Genomic DNA, 20241 nt, shown 5'->3' on the forward strand with positions numbered 1-20241 from the left:
CCAGCAACTTCCAGGGAGCCTGACGCTCGACGCCGTGACCGGATCATCCCGCCAGCAGCGCTGCCTTCAAACTCACCGGCAAATTCACGCGAAGTTCTTCGACGCGAATGCCCAGTTGACGATGTTCCAATACGCTTCGACGAACTTCGGACGCGCATTGCGATAGTCGATGTAGTAGGCGTGTTCCCACACGTCGATCGTCAGCAGTGCCTTGGCGTCAGTGGTCAGTGGCGTTGCGGCGTTGCTGGTCGAAACCAGGTCGAGCGAGCCGTCGGCCTTCTTCACGAGCCATGCCCAGCCCGAGCCGAACGTGCCGACTGCGGTCTTGGCGAACTCTTCCTTGAACTTGTCGAACGAACCCCACTTGGCGTTGATCGCGTCAGCGAGCGCGCCGGTCGGCGCACCGCCACCTTGCGGCGACAGGCTGTTCCAGAAGAACGTGTGATTCCACACTTGAGCTGCGTTGTTGAACACGCCGCCCGATGCCTTCTTGACGATTTCTTCAAGCGACAGGTTCTCGAACTCCGTGCCCTTGATCAGATTGTTCAGGTTGGTGACATAGGTCTGGTGATGCTTGCCGTAGTGATATTCGAGCGTCTCTTCCGACATGTGCGGAACGAGTGCGTTTTTCGCGAACGGCAGCGGCGGGAGCGTATGTTCCATGATCTTTCCTTCTGTCTGTATCTGTTGTGGGGGAGTCTGCGGATAACGCTTTTGAGCACTCGATTGTAGGCGAGTTGGAATAACCCCGCAAACCAACGGACTTTATGCCCGGCATCGGCGAACATGCCGCATTCACAGCGCAATTAGTGCTGGCGCGCACCGTGTGCCCGACGCTCGCGACGGTCAAAAGTACGGCTGCGGATGCTGTCGGCGAAGTGTCAGAAACCGTCGGTCAGGCGTGGTTGCACATCGGCCAGCGCGATGTCCGCGGCGCCTTCGGCGAGATGCACCGTGAGACGCCGCCCCGGCTTCAGCGACGACGGCGCGCGTAACGCTCGCCCGCTCTGCGCATCGAGCACGGCAGCGTATCCACGCTCAAGCGTACGCTGCGGACTCAGCACTTCGAGACGCGCGGCGAGCGTGTCGATGCGCGCGGTCTGACGCTCATGCTGGCGTAACAAAGCCGCGTCCAGACGTTGCGAAAGATTGCCGAGTTTTGCCTGATGGCCGGCGAGATCGGGACGCCAGCGCTGCCAGCGCATCTGCAGCAGCGAAAACCGCGCTCGTGCGTCACGCACCGGACGCGCGCCCGCCGACGCGAGCCGCACGCTCAATTGCTGCAAATGCGTGCGTTGCCGCGCGAGCCGCTCGGCGGGCGACACCAGCCGGCGCGCGAGCCAGTCGAGTTGCTGGGCGCGCCGCTCCATCATGCGGCCGAAACCGCGCGCGAGCGTCGCGTGACGATGGTCGAGTTCGCGCAAGAGCAGCACGCGCTGCGGACTGACGAGTTCGGCGGCGCCGGTCGGCGTCGGTGCGCGCACGTCCGCGGCGAAGTCGGCGATGGTGAAATCGGTTTCGTGGCCCACGCCGCTCACCACGGGAATCGCGCTTTCCGCGATCGCGCGCGCCAGCACTTCCTCGTTGAACGCCCACAGGTCTTCGATCGAGCCGCCGCCGCGGCACACGATCAGCACGTCGACCTCGCGCCGTGCGTTGGCGGCGTCGACCATTGCCGCCAGCTTGCTACTCACGCCGACGCCCTGCACCGGCGCCGGATAGACAATCACCGGGATGTGCGGCGCGCGCCGCGACAGCGTGGTCAGGACGTCGCGCAACGCCGCGGCCTGCAACGACGTGACGATCCCAATCGAACGCGGATGCGACGGCAACGCGCGTTTGCGTTCAGCGGCAAAGAGACCTTCGGCTTCGAGCTGCGCTTTCAGCCGGAGGAACGCTTCGTAGAGACGCCCCTGGCCGGTGCGCCGCACCGCTTCCACGTTCAACTGCAGTTCGCCGCGCGGCTCGTACATCGTCACCAGCGCGCGCACTTCGATGCGGTCGCCCTCACGCGGCGTGAATTCGGCGTATTGCGCCCGCCCTCGAAACATCACGCAGCGCATCTGCGCCTGCGCGTCCTTGATCGAGAAATACCAATGGCCGCTCGCGGCGCGCGTGAAGTTCGACACTTCGCCGGCAACCCAGACGAGAGGAAACGAACGTTCCAGCATCGTGCCGATCGCGCGATTGAGTGCAGAAACGGGAACGACGACTTCGCCGCCGGGCGTCGCCGACGAGGAAAAAGGGCTTTCGGGATTCATGCGAGGAATAAGTGTGGCTGGCCGGACAGACGATAGACCGACCGGCCATCCGCGTCCAGCGCGGCGCTCGAATTGTTAAAAGTGTCCACATGGCGGGACCGGCTAGACAGATCCCGCCAGATCGCCCGCCCGGCCGCATGAATTGTAGGCATGTCGTTGATTTATATGGTGTTTACATCTCATTAAAGAGAATGACTGCCGATACCGGGCGCATGGAACGGCCCTTTGCGCCCGTGGGACGGCAGGTTCTCCACAAAGTTATCCACAGGCTGCGAGCCGCGCTGGAAGCGCTACTTCGTCGCGCGGCGCACGGCGCGCGACTTGCCGGGCGGGACGCCGGCGCGCTAGAGTGGCGGGCTCGACGGCATGCCGAACGCGCCGGGGCGTCCAGCATTGCGGCACACTGCGCAAGTCGGCCCGCCATGCCAAGCAGATTCATTTTTCACCTCACTTTCATAGTCCGGAGAACCGCGTTGATGCTTGCCCCGCGTATTGCGCCTAGCTCCTTCACGCCGCCGTCCGGCTGCCTTTGCCTAAGCGGCGCGCCGGTTGTTTGCGCGACGTGCCCATGAGCGGCGTCAGCGACCGTCTCGAGGCACGCCTTGCGCGCGAATGGCAGCAGCGCGGGCCACTTGCCTGGGCGCTGTCGCCGCTCGCCTGCGTGTTCGGCGCGATTGCCGCCGCGCGCCGCGCCGCCTTTTCGTTCGGCTGGTTGAAATCGGTGCGCATCGGGGTGCCCGTGGTGGTGGTCGGTAATGTGACTGTCGGCGGCACCGGCAAGACGCCGACCGTGATCGCGCTGGTCGAGGCGTTACGCGCCGCGGGCTTCAAACCCGGCGTGGTGTCGCGCGGCTACGGCGCGCGCGTGAAATCGCCGACGCGGGTCACGCCGACCTCGGCGGCAAGCGTCGGCGGCGACGAACCGCTTCTGATTGCGCGCCGCACCGGCGCACCGGTGTGGGTCTGTCCGGATCGCGTGGCGGCTGCGCAGGCGCTGTGCGCCGCGCACCGCGAAGTCGACGTGATCGTGAGCGACGACGGCTTGCAGCACTACCGGCTCGAACGCGACGCCGAACTGGTCGTGTTCGATCACCGGCTCGGCGGCAACGGTTTTCTGCTGCCGGCCGGACCGCTGCGCGAGCCGCTGTCGCGACGCCGCGACGCCACGCTCATCAACGATCCGTACGCGCGCACGCTGCCGGCGTGGCCGAATACCTTTGCGCTGCAACTCGCGCCCGCCGACGCATGGCATCTGGACAATCCCGCGTTGCGCCGTCCGCTCGCGCAATTCAGCGGCGATCGCGTGCTGGCCGCGGCCGGCATCGGCGCGCCGGAGCGTTTTTTCGCGACGTTGCGCGCCGCCGGCCTCACGCCCGCCACGCGCGCCTTGCCGGATCATTACGCGTTCGAGCGCAATCCTTTTACCGACGCGGACGCCGACGCCATCCTGATAACGGAAAAGGATGCGGTAAAATTAGGGTCCTGGCACGACGCGCGCATCTGGGTTGTCCCGGTCGAAGCCGCGCTCGATCATCGCCTCATTGCACTAGTTGTGGAGAAAGTTCGTGGACGCTCGCCTGCTTGAAATTCTCGTTTGCCCGATCTGCAAGGGCCCGCTCAGCTACGATCGCGCCGCGCAGGAGCTGATCTGCAACGCGGACAAGCTGGCCTATCCGATTCGCGACGGCATTCCCGTCATGCTGGTCGACGAAGCGCGGCAGACGGTGGAGGGCACACCAGTGGATCTGAATCCGGGCTCCGTGGCCTGAGCCTCGCCGCCCTCGCACGCGGCGGCAGTGTTTAAGGCGTGCCCCGTGCCGCGATCTGCTTTCATCGTTTTGCCTGTCCACAGCCGCGCCGCATGCGCGGTCGCTTTCTTCCGGCTTCATCGCCGCCCGTCTTTGCGCTTGCCTCGCTGATGACCCACGCCAACACCGCCACTCCCCCGTTCATCGCCGTCGTGCCGGCTCGACTTGCCTCGACGCGTTTGCCCAACAAGCCGCTCGCTGACATCGGCGGCAAGCCGATGGTGGTGCGGGTCGCCGAACGCGCGCGCGAATCGGGCGCGCAGCAGGTGCTGATCGCCTCGGACGCGCAAGCGGTGCTCGACGCCGCCCGCCAGCACGGCTTCGAAGCGGTATTGACGCGCGCGGACCATCCGTCCGGCACGGACCGTCTCGCGGAAGTCGCGGCGCAATTCGGCTGGAGCGACGACACGATCGTGGTCAACGTGCAGGGCGACGAACCGCTGATCGATCCGGCGCTCGTGTGCGGCGTTGCGTCGCACCTTGCAGCGAACCACGACTGCGCGATCGCCACCGCCGCGCACCCGATCACCGACCCCGCGGAAATTTTCAATCCGAACGTAGTCAAGGTCGTGCTCGACGCGCGCGGCGTCGCGCTGTATTTCTCACGCGCGCCGATTCCCTGGGCACGCGACGCCTACCCGCCGCACTGGCCGAATGTCGCGTCGATGCCCGCGCCGCCCGCGCCCGCGGTGGTTCATCGGCATATCGGGCTGTACGCCTATCGCGCGCAATTCCTGCGCACGTATCCCAGCCTCGCGATTTCGCCGATCGAACAGGTCGAAGCGCTCGAACAACTGCGCGCGATGTGGCATGGCGAGCGGATCGCGGTGCTCGTCACGCACGACGTGCCGCTGCCCGGTGTCGACACGCCCGCCGATCTCGCGCGCGTGCAGGCCTTATTCGGGTCTTGAGCGTAAAAACCCATGGCATAATCAGACGGTTGTGCGCGCCTCCCGCTACACGCGAGAGTCAGGGTTTGCCCGGTCGCGCCGTTACCGTCTTGCAGCGCCGTCGTCGACGTGCAGCGCGAGACCAAACGGCAGCCGATGCGGGTCCCTCGACTTTTCGTGGGATGTCCGCAGCGCCACCCAAGAATTCACATAGATCTGGAGATATCACATGCGTTTGATCCTTTTGGGTGCACCCGGCGCGGGTAAGGGCACTCAGGCAAACTTCATCAAGGAAAAATTCGGCATTCCGCAGATTTCCACCGGCGACATGCTGCGCGCGGCCGTCAAGGCCGGCACGCCACTCGGCCTCGAAGCGAAGCGCTTCATGGATGCCGGCGAACTGGTCACAGACGAACTGATCATCAATCTGGTGAAAGAGCGTCTGCAGCAGCCGGACTGTGCGAACGGCTATCTGTTCGACGGTTTTCCGCGCACCATTCCGCAAGCTGAAGCCATGAAGCAGGCCGGCGTTCCGATCGACTACGTGCTGGAGATCGACGTGCCGTTCGACGAGATCATCGTGCGCATGAGCGGCCGCCGCTCGCACGCGGCGTCCGGCCGTACGTATCACGTCAAGTTCAATCCGCCGAAGGTGGAAGGCGTGGACGACGTGACCGGCGAACCGCTGATCCAGCGCGACGACGACAAGGAAGAAACCGTCAAGAAGCGTCTGGAAGTGTACGAGGCGCAAACCAAGCCGCTGATCGAGTACTACAACAACTGGGCGAAGAACGGCGATTCGTCGACTCCGTTGGCCGCGCCGCAGTATCGGCGCATTTCCGGCCTCGGCAGCGTCGACGAAATTCGTGACCGCGCGTTCGAGGCGTTGAAGTAAGCTCGGCTCCGTTTGTGTTCGCTTCAGGAAAGACCCGCCCTTGCCGGCGGGTTTTTTTATGCACCGAAGGGTTCGAATGCAGCGAACGATTTCTCCGCGCCCATGCCTGATATTAATTAGCCATCCGTAGCGTTTCGCTGCGCCCGCGTGCCGTCGACGGCACTTGAATCAGCCGCCTGCCCGCTTCGCTTTCCGCATTGCAGCATAGCCGTTACAATCGTTTATCGAAAAGATATTCGATCTCGACATTATTGAACCGTAGCAAAGGAGAAGACATGGAGATTCGCGACAACGTTTTCCTGATCACCGGCGGTGCATCGGGACTGGGCGCAGCCACGGCGCGCCTGTTCGTCGAAAACGGCGGCAAGGTGGTGCTCGCCGACCTGAATGTGGATGCGGGCGAGGCGCTCGCCAAGGAACTCGGCGGTGTGTTCGTCAAATGCGACGTGAGCCGCGAAGACGACGCCACCCAGGCCGTCGAAGCCGCCACCAGGCTCGGCACGCTGCGCGGCCTCGTCAATTGCGCGGGCGTCGCGCCGGCCGTCAAAACAGTCGGCAAGGACGGTCCCCATCCGCTCGACGCGTTCGCGCGCACCATCTCGATCAATCTGATCGGCACCTTCAATATGGTCCGGCTCGCCGCCGCGGCCATGTCGAAGAACGAGCCGAACGCGAATGGCGAGCGCGGCGTGATCATCAACACGGCGTCGGTGGCCGCGTTTGACGGCCAGATCGGCCAGGCGGCTTATGCGGCATCCAAGGCCGGTGTGGCCGGCATGACGCTGCCTATCGCACGCGACCTGTCGCGCAACGCGATCCGCGTGATGACGATCGCACCGGGCATTTTCGAAACGCCCATGCTGCTCGGCATGCCGCAGGAAGTGCAGGACGCGCTCGGCGCGATGGTGCCGTTCCCGCCGCGCCTCGGCAAGCCGGCCGAGTACGCGATGCTGGCCAAGCAGATCTTCGACAATCCGATGCTCAACGGCGAAGTGATTCGACTGGACGGCGCGATCCGGATGCAGCCGAAGTAAGCTGGCATGCAGTGCGCGGCTTCACAAAGCAAACCGCGCTAAAGAAAAACGCCTGCACATGAATGATCCTGTGCAGGCGTTTTGTTTTGAGCGGTGGTGGTAATGCCCGTTGCCCAGGCGCGCTTTTACTCGCGGTCGTCCTGCTGAGCACGCTGACGCAGTTCGTGCAATTGCGATTCCACCATGGTTGCGTCCTCCGCATCCGGCCGGTCGCCGAGGTAGCGCTCAAGGTCTTCGACCGCGGGGCGCAGATAATCGAGCCGCGCATAAGCGAAGCCGCGATCACGCACTTCCTCGATACTTTCCGGCAGCAGGATCACGAGACGCTGCTGCACCGCCAGCAGACGCTGCCAGCGTTCCGTCTGAAAATACGTGGACTTCAAATTGCGCAGCATACGCGCAATGATCTCGCGACGCGTGGCCGGTTGGAGCAGCATGCGCAGCGCCCTGCTCACCGACTCGCCCGCCGAGGCCACATACGGCTCCAGCATTTCCACCATTTCCGACTCGGACAGCGAGTGGCCGCTGGTCGGATCGAGCATCACGTCGCCATCGGGCGTGGTTACGCGCAACAGGAAGTGGCCGGGAAACGACACGCCGCGCACCGGCACGCCGATCTGTTCCGCCATTTCCAGATACAGCACCGCCAGCGAAATCGGAATACCGCGGCGACGTTTGAGCACCGCGTTCAGATGGCTGTTGTCGGGGTCGTAATAGTCGTTCAGATTGCTGGCGAAACCCAGTTCGCGAAAGAAGAACCGGTTCAGAATGCCGACTTTCTGCTTGATGTTTGCGTCGTCCGGCATGCGCCGCTGCAAGCGCACCACGAGCTCGTCGATCTCGGCGAGCGTACCTTGCAGATCGAGATCGGGATAGGCGTCCTGCGCGAGCGAGAGCGCCGCCTCGGTCAGCGGAAGACTGTCGTCTTCGGCGACGAGCGTGCTGAAATAGTCGAGAACTCGCGTCATCGTGATCACTTCACTCGCCTTTTGAAATACGCGTACTTGAAGCCCATCAGCCAAAGCATACCGAAATATAGCGCGGCGAACAGCACGAGGCACGCTGCGAGCAGCACCATGCGGTCGACCGGGCGGCTGTGCATGCCGATCCAGTCGAAGCTGATGGCCAGCCAATGCATCGTGCCGGCCAGCACCAGACAGGCGCCGAACAACTGCACGAAAAATTTGAGCCAGCCGCTCGACGGCGTATAGATGCCGCGCTTGCGCAGCCCGAGAAACAGCAGCAACGCATTACCGCAAGCGCCGAGCCCGACGCTCAGCGTCAGCCCCGCATGCGCGAAAATCGGCACGAACAGATAGTTGCTCAACTGCGTGAGAATCAGCACGCCGACGCCGATCTTCACCGGCGTTTTGATGTCCTGTTTCGCGTAGAAACCCGGCGCGAGGATCTTGATGAGAATCAGACCGATCAGGCCGACGCCATACGCCGACAACGCGCGGGCGACCATCACCACCGAATTGCCGTCGAACTTGCCGTAGTGAAACAGCGTGGCGGTCAGCGGCTGCGCGAAGAAAAACAGCGCGACGGCGCTCGGCGCGGCCAGCAGGAAGGTGACGCGCAAGCCCCAGTCGAGCAGCGACGAATACTCGTGCGGGTCGGCGTCGACGTGCGCTTTTGACAGGCTCGGCAGCAGGATCGTGCCGAGCGCGACGCCCAGGAGAGCGGTCGGAAACTCCATCAGCCGGTCGGCGTAGTTGATCCACGACACGGCGCCCGGCCCGATGCGCGAGGCGATATTCGTGTTGATGATCAGGCTGATCTGCGCGACCGAGACGGCGAACATCGCGGGCACCATCTTCGACAGCACGCGCTTGACGCCGCGATGCGCGAGCGCCTTCAGCGGATTCAGTCCGATGCGCGGAATCATGTCGATCTTCTTCAGACCCGGCAGCTGCACGAGGAATTGCAACACGCCGCCGGCGATCACCGCCCACGCGAGCGCATAGACCGGCGTTTGCAGACGCGGCGCGACGAACACGGCGGCGACGATGAACGCGACGTTCAGCAAAACCGGCGCGAACGCGGGCAGCGAAAAGTTCTTGTACGTATTCAGCACGCCCGACGCCAGCGACGTCAGCGAAATGAAAATGATGTACGGGAACATGATGCGCGTCATGGTGACCGCGAGGGCGTACGCCTGACCCTCGTGCGCGAGGCCCGAGGCGACGATGAACACCACGCCCGACGCGCCGACGACGCCGATCAGCGACAGGACCGCGAGCGCCCAGGCGAGCACCGTCGAGGTGGCGTCCACCAGTGCTTTGGTGGCGTCGTGACCTTGCTGGTTCTTGAACTCGGCGAGGATCGGCACGAAGGCCTGCGAGAACGCGCCTTCGGCGGAGATACGGCGCAGCAGGTTCGGAATGCGGAAGGCGACGTAGAACGCGTCAGTGTATTGACTGGCACCGAACGCGCGTGCGATCAGCGTTTCGCGGGCCAGTCCGGTCACGCGAGACAGCAGCGTGAAGCCGCTGACCGTCAGCAGGGCTCGGAATAGATTCATGGGGCGCTTATTATACGGGTGCCGCGAGTGCGGACGACGAGCCGGAACGCGATTCGGACCGATTTGCCGCGCAGACGTTCGATCGGAAAAGCGAATCGAGGCGTCTTTTTGAGCGCGGCCGCGCCGTTCTGGGCCCTCGGACACGCCCCGCCTCCACTGTCCGCGCGGACTGCGGCACACTTGCTCCATATGGCTGCCGAGCGGGCGCCGGACTTTGCGCAATAAGGCGGCAGAGCTTCGTGACGCTTTCCCGTTGCCACGTGCCTGATTTTGTTGCTATAATCGCCGGTTTCGAAGCTCGCTCAACTTTTCGGACGGGGTTCAGATCGGTCGTACGCTAGCCACAGCTAACCGCGCGCCATCTGCCAACAACCCTTGATTAGCCCGAAAACACAGGCTTGCGTTCGCGTAGTCCGATCGATTTTTTTCGACACTTTTGCGCTCTTGGGCAATCGCTTCCAAGAGTTCGATCTAAAAGCAGCGCCTCACCACTTGAAGGTCAGGTACTGGAAACAGGAACAGGATAAGGAACCGTCATGGCTAACTCCGCACAAGCACGCAAGCGCGCCCGCCAGGCCGCCAAGGCAAACTCGCATAACTCGGCACTGCGCTCGAAGTTCCGCACGGCTATCAAGGCTGTCCGCAAGGCGATCGACGCCGGCGACAAGGCCAAGGCCGCTGAAATCTTCCAGGCATCGTCGAAGACCATCGACATCATCGCCGACAAGAACATCGTTCACAAGAACAAGGCAGCTCGCCATAAGAGCCGCCTCGCTGCAGCCATCAAGGGTCTGCAAGCGTCCGCAGCACAGTAATCCCGGTCAGCCCGCTTCGGTGGGCTACCTCCTGTTTCCGCTGCGCAGAAAGGCCCGCTTCGGCGGGCTTTTTTTGCTTCGGACCGACAGATTCGCACTGCATCGCGTAGGCCGTCGCGCTCGTGACTGACGGACTGAGCGTAAAAAAACCCGCTACCGGCGGGTTTTTGCTTTTGCTTTTGTTGTTGCCGAGCCGGCAGGCTCACGCTAGATCACGTGCCGTTTCTCTTGCGGCGTGGCGTGCTCGAGTTGCAACTCGCACGCCTCGGTCACGACGAGGTCGTTGTCTTTAGCGAAGTTGAGGACGAAGTCGAAAGCCATGGGTTCGATGTCGCGCAAACGCGAATCGAGAATCACGCACTTGAGGTCGCCGATCATGGTCGGCCGCACGTACCGCGAGTACTGCATATAAGCGTTCGGCCCTTTCCTTGCGCCGGGGCCGAAGCAGGCCATGACGCCTGCGAGACGCTCCGACCAGTCGCTCGGCCGAAACTTTTTTCCCTTCGACGTGATGCCCTGAATGAAATATTCGGTTGGAGCTGCTTCGGCCATGTAGGAATACCTGTGTAACTGCCCAGCGGGATGACGGCAAAACGGACGGCGGAACGGCGCTGAATTGCCAGCTGATTGCTGAAACCCGCCTGAGACCTGCCTGGAACTCGCTGACCATGCCGCGATGGCGTACTACGCCGCCAGAAATCGCGAAGAGCCGGCTAAGCCGCCTTGGTGCTCATCGTAACGGCGCACCGCGAGCAGGTCATTCCGAACCGCGCGAGCCGAGGTCGGCCAAGCGAAATACCGGCCTGCTGGGCTTTGGGATAACCCGCGGATTATAACGCAGAGGACCCTTTTCCGCAGCGCACACAAGACATGTCTAACGGTTTCACAAGGCTTTCAGACAGCTTGCCCAGCCTTTTGGCCGACTCGTCAAATCGGGCGAAATCCTTTATGCTGCATTGAGTTACCACAAACGACGGCGGCGCCGTCCGGCAATCCTGCCGGGTGAGACCGCCGTATTTGTTTCATGACCGCCAAGAAAATTCGCCACTACCTGCAGTTCAAGGATTTCTCGCTGGAAGACTACGAGTACGTGCTGGAACGCGCGCGCATTCTGAAACGCAAATTCAAGAACTACGAGACTTACCATCCGCTGCACGATCGCACGCTGGCGATGATCTTCGAAAAAAATTCGACGCGCACGCGCCTGTCGTTCGAAGCCGGCATCTTCCAGTTGGGCGGCCACGCCGTTTTCATGAGCACACGTGACACGCAGCTCGGCCGTGGCGAACCGATCGAAGACGCCGCGCAAGTGATCTCGCGCATGGTCGACATCATCATGATCCGCACGTTCGGCCAGGACATTCTCCAGCGCTTTTCCGAGAATTCGCGCGTGCCGGTGATCAACGGGCTCACCAACGAATATCACCCGTGCCAGGTGCTGGCGGACATCTTCACGTACTTCGAGCATCGCGGTCCGATTCGCGGCAAGACGGTCGCGTGGGTGGGCGACGCCAACAACATGCTGTACACGTGGATCGAAGCCGCACAGATTCTCGGCTTCAAATTGCGCCTGTCCACGCCGCCGGGCTACAAGCTGGACCGCGCCATGGTCGCTGCCGAAAGCGCCCCGTTCTACGAAGAATTCGACGATCCGAACGAGGCCTGCACCGGTGCCGACCTCGTAACCACGGACGTCTGGACCAGCATGGGCTTCGAGGCGGAAAACGAAGCGCGCAAGAAAGCCTTTGCCGACTGGTGCGTCGACGCCGACATGATGGCGCGCGCCAATGCCGACGCGCTCTTCATGCACTGCCTGCCCGCCCACCGCGGCGAGGAAGTCAGCGCGGAAGTGATCGACGGCCCGCAAAGCGTCGTGTGGGACGAGGCGGAAAATCGTCTGCATGTGCAAAAGGCCTTGATGGAATACCTGCTGCTCGGCAAGCTGAATCACTGAGCGAGCCGCTCGGTCGGCGTTGAGCGGCATCTGCGTGAAGCGCGACGGGGCCTTGAATACGAGGCAAGGCATCCACGTTTAGCGCCATGCATCGAGCCGGCGTCCACGGCCATAAACGGACCCGGCTTCGACACCGCACCGCCCCAAAAACGCGGGCGGCCTGCGGTTTAGTGTCAAAATAGTGGTTTTCCGCGCTCCGGAACCGCCGGCGCGCCTTGTTTTCCCGCTTTCTCCAGCTACGAGTTCACCATGAGCGATATCAAGAAAGTCGTGCTCGCCTATTCGGGCGGCCTCGACACCTCCGTCATCCTGAAGTGGTTGCAGGACAATTACGACGCCGAAGTCGTCACGTTCACGGCCGACATCGGCCAGGGCGAAGAGCTGGAACCGGCGCGCAAGAAAGCCCTGCAACTCGGCATCAAGCAGGACAACATCTTTATCGAAGACCTGCGCGAAGAATTCGTGCGCGACTACGTGTTCCCGATGTTCCGCGCCAACACGATCTATGAAGGCGAATATCTGCTGGGCACGTCGATCGCGCGTCCGCTGATCGCCAAGCGCCAGATCGAAATCGCCCGCGCCACCGGCGCGCAAGCGGTGTCGCACGGCGCAACCGGCAAGGGCAACGACCAGGTTCGCTTCGAACTCGGTTACTACGCGCTGGAACCGGGCATCAAGGTGATCGCACCGTGGCGTGAATGGGATCTGCTGTCGCGCGAAAAGCTGCTCGCGTACGCGGAAAAGGCCGGCATTCCGATCGAAATGAAGCACAAGCAAGGCGGCGCCCCGTATTCGATGGACGCGAACCTGCTGCACATCTCGTTCGAAGGCCGTCACCTGGAAGACCCGAAAGCGGAAGCCGAAGCCGATATGTGGCGTTGGACCGTGTCGCCGGAACAGGCGCCCGACCAGGCTGAATATCTCGACATCGAATACGAGCACGGCGATCCGGTCGCGATCAACGGCAAGCGTCTGTCGGCTGCGGAAATGCTGACCGAGCTGAACCGTCTGGGCGGCAAGCACGGCATTGGCCGTCTGGATCTGGTGGAAAACCGTTACGTCGGCATGAAGTCGCGTGGCTGCTATGAAACGCCGGGCGGCACGATCATGCTGAAGGCGCACCGCGGCATCGAGTCGATCACGCTCGACCGTGAAGTGGCTCACCTGAAAGACGATCTGATGGCGCGCTACGCGTCGCTGATTTATAACGGCTACTGGTGGAGCCCGGAGCGCCGCGCGATCCAGGTGTTGATCGACCATACGCAAGAGAAGGTCAACGGCTGGGTGCGCGTTAAGCTGTATAAGGGCAGCGTCTCGGTGGTCGCGCGCGATTCGAAGGAAACGCTGTTCGACAAGACCATTGCCACGTTCGACGACGACGGCGGCGCTTACAACCAGGCCGACGCCGGCGGCTTCATCAAGCTGAACGCGCTGCGCATGCGGATTGCGGAGAATGCGCGCCGTCAGCGTGACTGACAGCCGGCGTTTCGGCGCAGGATAACTTCGCGGTAACGAAGTCAAGCGCCGCGAGGCGCGGCCGAAGCCAAAACGTAGACGCAAAAAAAGGCGCCGGAAGAAAATTCCCGGCGCCTTTTTTATATTCATCAACGAATCGTCACAAACAAACCGGCTCCGCCTCCAACTCCACCCCAAATCGCTCCAACACATCGCGCTGAATCGCTTTTGCAAGCGCCAGCACCTCCGCCCCGCTCGCGCCGCCGCGATTCACCAGTACCAGCGCCTGCCGCTCATGCACGGCCGCCGCGCCCATCGCACGGCCTTTCCAGCCGCATCGATCGATCAGCCAGCCGGCGGCGAGTTTCACCCGTCCATCCGGCTGAAGGTACGACACGACGTCCGGCTCCCTGGCCTTCAGCGCCTCGAACGGCGCCGCCTCGATCACCGGATTTTTGAAGAAGCTACCGGCGTTGCCGAGCTCCAGCGGATCGGGCAGCTTGGCGCGCCGCACCGCCACCACCGCATCGAAGATCGCCTGCGCGCTCGGCGGCGTATCCGCCTGGCCGCTCGCAGCCAATTCGCGGGCGAGATCGGCGTAGCCGGCACGCGGCTGCCAGACCTTCGGCAAACGGAATGTCACCGACGTGATCACGAAACGGTCCCGCCCTTCCCGTTTGAAAAAACTGTCGCGATAGCCGAAGCGGCACGCCTGCGCATCCATTTCGATGACGTCGCCGGTAGCCAGTTCCACCGCGCGCAGCGACGCGAAGCGCTCGACCATCTCCAACCCGTACGCGCCGATATTCTGAATCGGCGCCGCGCCCACGGTCCCCGGAATCAACGCGAGGTTCTCGAGACCCGGCAAACCTTGCGCCAAAGTCCAGCCGACGAACTCATGCCACGGCTCGCCGCCAGCCGCTTCGACGTACCATGCGTCATCGTCCTCGCGCACGACGCGGCGGCCTCGCAGCGCGATCAGCAGCACCAGGCCGCCAAAATCGCCGGTCAGCACGACATTGCTGCCGCCGCCCAGCACGAGACGCGGCAGGCCGGCTGCGCGCGGATCGCGCATCGCGGCCATCAGTTGCTCTTCACGCTCGATGCGGCAAGCAAACTGCGCGCGCACATCGAAGCCGAAGGTGTTGTGCGCCTTCAGCGGATAGCCGGCCATGAACGCGGCGGAGTGGGTTTGCGACATCGGAATCGGAACAGTGAAACGACGAATCAAGCAGCCGATGAAACCGGCTTCGGGCCCCGGCCGCGCGACAATGCGCGGCGGCCTTGGGCAAAAGGGAGTGGCGTCGGTAAAATGACGTCCGGTCCGTGATTATAGCGAGTGCCCCGTGAGCAGCCGTCCGGTTGCGTCATGCACCGCAGCACTATTGGGAGAAAAAAATGCCATCGTTTGACGTCGTCTGCGAAGCGAACATGATCGAAGTCAAGAACGCGATCGAGCAGTCCAACAAGGAAATTTCCACGCGCTTCGACTTCAAAGGGTCGGACGCGCGCGTCGAACACAAGGAAAACGAAATCACGGCCTACGCGGACGACGATTTCAAACTCGGTCAGGTCAAAGACGTGCTGTTGTCGAAAATGGCCAAGCGCAACGTGGACGTGCGCTTCCTCGACCATGGCAAGATCGAGAAGATCGGCGGCGACAAGGTCAAGCAGGTCATCAAGATCAAGAAAGGCGTGTCGGGCGATTTATCGAAGAAAATCGTGCGCCTCGTGAAGGACAGCAAAATCAAGGTCCAGGCGAGCATTCAGGGCGACGCGGTGCGCATTACCGGCGGCAAGCGCGACGACCTGCAAAGCGTGATCGCCATGCTGCGCAAGGACGTGACCGATACGCCGCTCGACTTCAACAACTTTCGCGATTGATCTGCCGGCGCGCGTGCGGGCGCCGAACGCGCGCACGGCACCGCGTATGACAGATGCGCTGGGCGCTCAGCACCAGGCGTTGAGCGCTGGGTGGCCCGTATTGGGCACGGCGTACCAGGCACAAAACTGCCGGCGCGCAAGCATGCGCCTGTCTCTAGCCTGCGCCGCCGTGCTCCACGCGGCATTCGCGCGGAGCCGTGCAGATGGTGCGCAAAGCACTAAAGCCCTAAGCACTAAAGCCCTAAGGCTTTAAAAGCACGAGCGCGAAAGCAGCGCACTTCAAACGTCGCTCCCCCCCGCCGGCTTCGCCGCCGCATCCGCCTTCTTCTTGTCTCCGATCCGGCTCTCCTGCCCGCGCATCAGCTTGGCGATATTGCCGCGATGCCGCCACACCAGCAGCGAACTCATCACGACGATCGCCAGCGCGATCACATGCGGTCCGAACAGAAAACCGTCGAAGATCGGCGCGAACACCGCCGCGGCCAACGCCGCCAGCGACGAATAGCGCGTGAAGAACGCCACGATCAGCCACGTCAGCAAAGTCGCGACGCCGAGAATCGGATTGATCGCGAGCAGCACGCCGGCCGCGGTCGCCACGCCCTTTCCGCCCTTGAAGCGGAAGAAAACCGGATACAGGTGACCAAGAAACACGGCCACTGACGCAATCGCCACCGAGGTCTCGTCGAGCCCGTAACGCGCGCCGTAGTGCACCACGAACCACACCGGCAGCCAGCCCTTGAATGCGTCGCCGATCAGCGTGAGAATCGCGGCCTTCTTGCTGCCGCTGCGCAGCACGTTGGTGGCGCCCGGGTTGCCCGAACCATACGAGCGCGGGTCGTCGAGGCCCATCGCGGCGCTCACGATCACGGCAAACGACACCGAACCGATCAGGTAGGCAACGACAGCAACGATCAGGTTTTGCATCTGGGACTCTTATAAGGATCGGCGGTCTGAAACTCGACACCCCAACCGCAACAGGGCGCGCAACTTGGAACAAGGCGGCGCACATTCTACCGAACCCGCGCGCGCGAAACATTCAGGCAAACGTCAATCGACGCTCGCGCACTGCACCGCCTTCGCCGCCAGCAACTCCGTCAGCACCTTCGGCTCGATGCTGATCAGAAAACCGCGCCGACCGCCGTTCAACCAGATTTTGTCCATGTCGAGAATGCTCGACTCGACGTACACCGGCATCTGCTTCTTCGTGCCGAAGGGCGAGGTGCCGCCGATCAGGTAGCCGGAATGCCGGTTCGCCACCTCGGGCTTGCACGGCTCGACGCGCTTCGCGCCGATCTGCCGCGCGAGGTTCTTGGTACTGACGGTGCGGTCGCCGTGCATCAGCACGATCAGCGGCTTGGCGTGCTCGTCTTCCATCACCAGCGTCTTCACGACGTGATGCTCGTCCACACCGAGCTGGCGCGCCGATTCGCCGGTGCCGCCGTGCTCAACGTAATCATAAGGATGTTCGCCGAAAGCGACGCCATGGCGGCGCAGAAACTGCGTGGCCGGCGTTTCGGAGACGTGTCTGGATTTGCTCATCGGCGCATTGTAATGGCGACTTTGCTCAACGGCTATTTGCCGAACGGCTAATTGTGCGGGCCTAGCGGCTGTGGCACGATCGTTCGAGAATCTTTTGACGCACTGTACGTCGACCACCGAATCGTCTTTAGGAGACAGTGTTGAGCTTCGATTCACCCACCCGTTCCACCATCGACATTCCCGCGCTGCTGGCAGCCCTGCCCGCACGCATCGCCGAGATTCCGGCGCTCGCCGCCGCGCGCGATCCGCAGCACGTCGCCTTGATAGAGGATGCACGCCGCCTCACCAGCGCGCAACTGCTGCAGGCCGTCGACGCCGTCACCGCGCTGCTGCGCGAAGCGGGCGTGCGCGGCGGCGATCGCGTGATGATCGTCGCGGAGAACAGCATCGTGCAGATCGTCCTGCTGTTCGCGACTGCCCGGCTCGACGCATGGGCGCTGGTATCGAACGCGCGCCTGTCCGCCGCCGAACTCGACTCGATCCGTGCGCACGCGCAGCCGCGCGTCGTCGCCTACGCCACGGAAAGCTCGGCGGACGCCAAGCTGCACGCCGAGCGCCATCAAGCCATCCAAACACCCACTGTCGCGCCGGACATCGGCGCGTGGTCATACACGGTGGATAGCGCGGCGATCGCCGAACCAGTCGAAGCCGCAAGCGAGCGCCAATGCGCCGCGTTGATCTACACCACGGGCACCACCGGCGCGCCGAAGGGCGTGATGCTGTCGCATCGCAATCTGCTGTTTATCGCAGCGATTTCGAGCCGCCTGCGCAAAGTTGGCCCCGACGATGTCGTCTATGCCGTGCTGCCTATCTCGCACGTGTATGGTTTCGCGTCCGTCTGTCTGGGCAGCCTGCACGCGGGCGCGACCTTGCGGCTCGTGCCGCGCTTCGCGCCAGAAGCCGTCCGCCGCGCCCTCGCCGAGGAACGCGTGTCGATTTTCCAAGGCGTGCCGGCCATGCACGCCAAACTGCTCGAACACCTGCAGACACACGGCCACTCGTGGTCCGCACCGCAATTGCGCTTCGCCTATTCGGGCGGCTCGCCGCTCGACGCCGCCTTGAAAGCGCAGGTGGAAAGCGTCTACGGTCTGCCGCTGCATAACGGTTACGGCATGACCGAGAGCAGCCCGACCGTGTCACACACCATGCTCGACGCGCCGCGCAGCGATTGTTCCGTGGGCGAGGTCATTCCGGGCGTCGAGGTGCGCTTCGTCGGACTCGACGGCATCGACGCAGCGAAGGGCGAGATCGGCGAACTATGGGTGCGCGGCCCCAACGTCATGCTCGGCTACTACCGCAGCCCGGAGCAGACAGCCGCGGTCGTCACCGAAAACGGCTGGCTCAAAACCGGCGACCTCGCGCGGCAGGACGCGGACGGCGCCTTGCATATCGTCGGGCGCAGCAAGGAGCTGATCATACGGTCGGGCTTCAACGTGTATCCGGCCGAAGTCGAACACGTGCTGAACGCGCATCCGCAAGTCGTGCAGTCGGCTGTGATCGGACGCGCGGTGGAAGGTAACGAGGAAGTGGTCGCGTTCGTCGAGTTGCTTGCGGGCGCAGCGGTGACGCCCGCCGAACTGATCGATTGGTGCGGCGAGCGTCTCGCGCCGTATAAGCGGCCGGCCGAAGTCAAAGTGCTCGCCGCGTTGCCGGCGGCATCGACGGGCAAGATTCTCAAACATCGGCTGCGCGAGTTTCTCTGAACGAAGCGCAAGCGCGCCGCGAACGCGTATCAGCCTCGCGGATGATGCTGCGCGTGCAGCGACTTCAACCGCTCGCGCGCGACATGCGTGTAGATCTGCGTGGTCGAAATATCCGTGTGGCCGAGCAGCAGTTGCACGACACGCAAGTCGGCGCCGTGATTGAGCAGATGCGTGGCGAACGCATGCCGCAAGGTATGCGGCGAGAGCGGTGCATGCACACCGGCTGCGCTCGCGTGACGCTTGATGATGTTCCAGAACTGCTGGCGCGTCATGCCTTCGGCGCGGCTCGTCACGAATAGCGCGTCGGTCGCGCGCGCGCCAAGCAACGCGGGCCGCGCCTCACGCAGATAGCGTTCGATCCAGCTATGCGCTTCTTCGCCGAATGGAATCAGGCGCTCCTTCGAGCCCTTGCCCATGACGCGCACCACGCCTTCGTTCAGGCCCACTTCCACCGTCTTCAACGTGACGAGTTCGGTCACGCGCAAGCCGCTCGCGTACATCAACTCCAGCATCGTGCGATCGCGCAGGCCCAACGACGTATCGATGTCGGGCGCACCGAGCAGTGCTTCGACTTGCGCCTCGCTGAGCGTCGACGGAAAACGCGGCGGCTGTTTCGCCGAGCGGATGCGCACCGTCGGATCGACCTTCGTGCGATGCTCGCGAACAGCCCAACCGTAGTAGCGGCGAAACACCGACAGGCGCCGGTTCGCCGAAGTCGATTTGTCTTTCTGCCGCGCCGCGCTATACGCGTTCAGATCGGCTTCGCTCGCGGTATCGAGCGACGTGTTGCGGCTCTGCGCCAGCCATTCGCAAAAGAGCCGCAGATCGCGGCGGTACGCATCGAGCGTGTTGCGCGACAGTCCGTGTTCGAGCCACAGCGCGTCGCAGAATGCATCGATCGACGCCGAGCTGGCGACGAACAGAGGTGACGCGGTGACGGCGTCGTCGATCAACGTATCGCTCATGCGTAGGGAATGCCTTCATGCGCCAGCAGCCAGCGCTTGATGTTGCGGAAGAAACCCTCTTCGGCGTGATTCGCGAAACCGCCGATGCCGCTCGAACTCACCACCCGATGACACGGAATCACGATCGGAAAGTAATTGGCGCCACACGCCTGGCCGACCGCGCGCGGCGCGCTGCCGAGTTGCCGCGCCAGTTGACCGTAAGTCAGCACGACGCCCGGCGGAATGTCGCTGATGGCCTGCCACACGCGCTTCTGAAACACAGTGCCGACCGAGGCCAGCGGCAACTCGAACTTCGCCGACGCGCGCTCGAAATATCGCTCGATCTGCTCGGCCGCCTGCTTGGCCAAAGGCGTGTCGGGCGCGACATTTTGCATCGAATCCGGCAGATAGACGATCTCGCGCACGGCCTCGCCTTCGAGGCGAATGCCGATCTTGCCGAACGGCGCGTCGATCACTGCGTTGAACATGATTGCCTGCTCCTCGATAGCGCGGGCGTCCGGGGTTGCAAGATAGC

The 20241-nt window shown here is 63.2% G+C and carries 20 protein-coding genes; 10 read left to right on the forward strand and 10 right to left on the reverse strand.

All coding sequences use genetic code 11. The features are described 5' to 3' along the window. Positions 1 to 84 precede the first annotated feature (84 nt). A complete protein-coding gene (sodB, locus tag B0G80_RS12250) occupies positions 85 to 663 on the reverse strand; it encodes a superoxide dismutase [Fe] (RefSeq protein WP_106283446.1) in 579 nt (192 codons plus the stop codon). Between the two features lie 218 nt (positions 664 to 881). Then, positions 882 to 2261, reverse strand: a complete 1380-nt coding sequence (gene xseA / locus B0G80_RS12255) for an exodeoxyribonuclease VII large subunit (protein WP_116118167.1) — start codon at positions 2259 to 2261, stop codon at positions 882 to 884. A gap of 568 nt (positions 2262 to 2829) precedes the next feature. On the opposite strand from xseA, the gene lpxK reads away from it, so the two are divergent. The 5 genes from lpxK (at position 2830) to B0G80_RS12280 (ending at position 6888) form a co-directional block, all read left to right on the forward strand. Continuing rightward, positions 2830 to 3846, forward strand: a complete 1017-nt coding sequence (gene lpxK, locus B0G80_RS12260; protein WP_116118168.1) for a tetraacyldisaccharide 4'-kinase — start codon at positions 2830 to 2832, stop codon at positions 3844 to 3846. Further along, positions 3827 to 4030, forward strand: a complete 204-nt coding sequence (locus B0G80_RS12265) for a Trm112 family protein (protein WP_007180583.1) — start codon at positions 3827 to 3829, stop codon at positions 4028 to 4030. Before lpxK ends, B0G80_RS12265 begins: the two co-directional genes overlap by 20 nt. 149 nt (positions 4031 to 4179) lie before the next feature. Beyond that, positions 4180 to 4980: a 3-deoxy-manno-octulosonate cytidylyltransferase gene (gene kdsB, locus B0G80_RS12270; protein ID WP_116119634.1), complete on the forward strand. Its 801-nt coding sequence runs from the start codon at positions 4180 to 4182 to the stop codon at positions 4978 to 4980. Positions 4981 to 5188: 208 nt separating this feature from the next. Further along, on the forward strand, positions 5189 to 5854 hold the full coding sequence (gene adk / locus B0G80_RS12275; RefSeq protein ID WP_116118169.1) for an adenylate kinase: 666 nt from the start codon (positions 5189 to 5191) through the stop codon (positions 5852 to 5854). Between the two features lie 275 nt (positions 5855 to 6129). Then, on the forward strand, positions 6130 to 6888 hold the full coding sequence (locus B0G80_RS12280; RefSeq protein ID WP_116118170.1) for a 3-hydroxyacyl-CoA dehydrogenase: 759 nt from the start codon (positions 6130 to 6132) through the stop codon (positions 6886 to 6888). 125 nt (positions 6889 to 7013) lie between these two features. Here the strand turns inward: B0G80_RS12280 and B0G80_RS12285 are convergent, their stop codons facing one another. Beyond that, positions 7014 to 7856: a SirB1 family protein gene (locus B0G80_RS12285; RefSeq protein WP_116119635.1), complete on the reverse strand. Its 843-nt coding sequence runs from the start codon at positions 7854 to 7856 to the stop codon at positions 7014 to 7016. A 5-nt stretch (positions 7857 to 7861) separates the two neighbouring features. Next, positions 7862 to 9412, reverse strand: a complete 1551-nt coding sequence (gene murJ / locus B0G80_RS12290; protein WP_116118171.1) for a murein biosynthesis integral membrane protein MurJ — start codon at positions 9410 to 9412, stop codon at positions 7862 to 7864. A gap of 536 nt (positions 9413 to 9948) precedes the next feature. Between murJ and rpsT the strand changes: the two genes are divergently transcribed. Further along, positions 9949 to 10227, forward strand: coding sequence for a 30S ribosomal protein S20 (rpsT, locus tag B0G80_RS12295; protein ID WP_012434165.1), 279 nt, complete (start codon positions 9949 to 9951; stop codon positions 10225 to 10227). Positions 10228 to 10434: 207 nt separating this feature from the next. On the opposite strand, the gene B0G80_RS12300 is transcribed toward rpsT, so the two are convergent. Beyond that, complete coding sequence (locus tag B0G80_RS12300) at positions 10435 to 10779, reverse strand: DUF3579 domain-containing protein (RefSeq protein ID WP_106286295.1); 345 nt, start codon at positions 10777 to 10779, stop codon at positions 10435 to 10437. A gap of 472 nt (positions 10780 to 11251) precedes the next feature. Between B0G80_RS12300 and argF the strand changes: the two genes are divergently transcribed. Together argF and B0G80_RS12310 are read left to right on the forward strand one after the other, a co-directional pair. After that, complete coding sequence (argF, locus tag B0G80_RS12305) at positions 11252 to 12181, forward strand: ornithine carbamoyltransferase (RefSeq protein WP_106286296.1); 930 nt, start codon at positions 11252 to 11254, stop codon at positions 12179 to 12181. Positions 12182 to 12430: 249 nt separating this feature from the next. Next, positions 12431 to 13657 (forward strand): argininosuccinate synthase, encoded by a 1227-nt coding sequence (locus B0G80_RS12310; protein ID WP_106286297.1) that lies wholly within the window; start codon positions 12431 to 12433, stop codon positions 13655 to 13657. Between the two features lie 139 nt (positions 13658 to 13796). Here the strand turns inward: B0G80_RS12310 and murB are convergent, their stop codons facing one another. After that, positions 13797 to 14837: a UDP-N-acetylmuramate dehydrogenase gene (gene murB, locus B0G80_RS12315; protein ID WP_116118172.1), complete on the reverse strand. Its 1041-nt coding sequence runs from the start codon at positions 14835 to 14837 to the stop codon at positions 13797 to 13799. 197 nt (positions 14838 to 15034) lie between these two features. On the opposite strand from murB, the gene B0G80_RS12320 reads away from it, so the two are divergent. After that, positions 15035 to 15520: a YajQ family cyclic di-GMP-binding protein gene (locus tag B0G80_RS12320; protein ID WP_012434170.1), complete on the forward strand. Its 486-nt coding sequence runs from the start codon at positions 15035 to 15037 to the stop codon at positions 15518 to 15520. Between the two features lie 279 nt (positions 15521 to 15799). On the opposite strand, the gene plsY is transcribed toward B0G80_RS12320, so the two are convergent. Both plsY and ybaK read right to left on the reverse strand, forming a co-directional pair. Further along, entirely contained in the window at positions 15800 to 16444 is a 645-nt protein-coding gene (plsY, locus tag B0G80_RS12325) for a glycerol-3-phosphate 1-O-acyltransferase PlsY (protein WP_106314214.1), read from the reverse strand. 123 nt (positions 16445 to 16567) lie between these two features. Beyond that, the gene (gene ybaK, locus B0G80_RS12330) at positions 16568 to 17059 is read right to left on the reverse strand and encodes a Cys-tRNA(Pro) deacylase (protein WP_116118173.1); all 492 of its coding nucleotides are present in this window, start codon (positions 17057 to 17059) and stop codon (positions 16568 to 16570) included. 140 nt (positions 17060 to 17199) lie between these two features. On the opposite strand from ybaK, the gene B0G80_RS12335 reads away from it, so the two are divergent. Further along, the gene (locus tag B0G80_RS12335) at positions 17200 to 18762 is read left to right on the forward strand and encodes a class I adenylate-forming enzyme family protein (protein ID WP_116118174.1); all 1563 of its coding nucleotides are present in this window, start codon (positions 17200 to 17202) and stop codon (positions 18760 to 18762) included. Between the two features lie 29 nt (positions 18763 to 18791). Here B0G80_RS12335 and xerD read toward each other — a convergent pair whose 3' ends face one another. Further along, positions 18792 to 19727 carry a site-specific tyrosine recombinase XerD gene (gene xerD / locus B0G80_RS12340; protein WP_116118175.1) on the reverse strand — a complete coding sequence of 312 codons (936 nt, stop codon included), beginning with the start codon at positions 19725 to 19727 and terminating at the stop codon, positions 18792 to 18794. Next, positions 19724 to 20194: a methylated-DNA--[protein]-cysteine S-methyltransferase gene (locus B0G80_RS12345; RefSeq protein ID WP_116118176.1), complete on the reverse strand. Its 471-nt coding sequence runs from the start codon at positions 20192 to 20194 to the stop codon at positions 19724 to 19726. Before B0G80_RS12345 ends, xerD begins: the two co-directional genes overlap by 4 nt. Between the last annotated feature and the right edge of the window lie 47 nt (positions 20195 to 20241).

It is taken from the genome of Paraburkholderia sp. BL6669N2 (genome assembly GCF_003387275.1).
Lineage (GTDB): Bacteria > Pseudomonadota > Gammaproteobacteria > Burkholderiales > Burkholderiaceae > Paraburkholderia.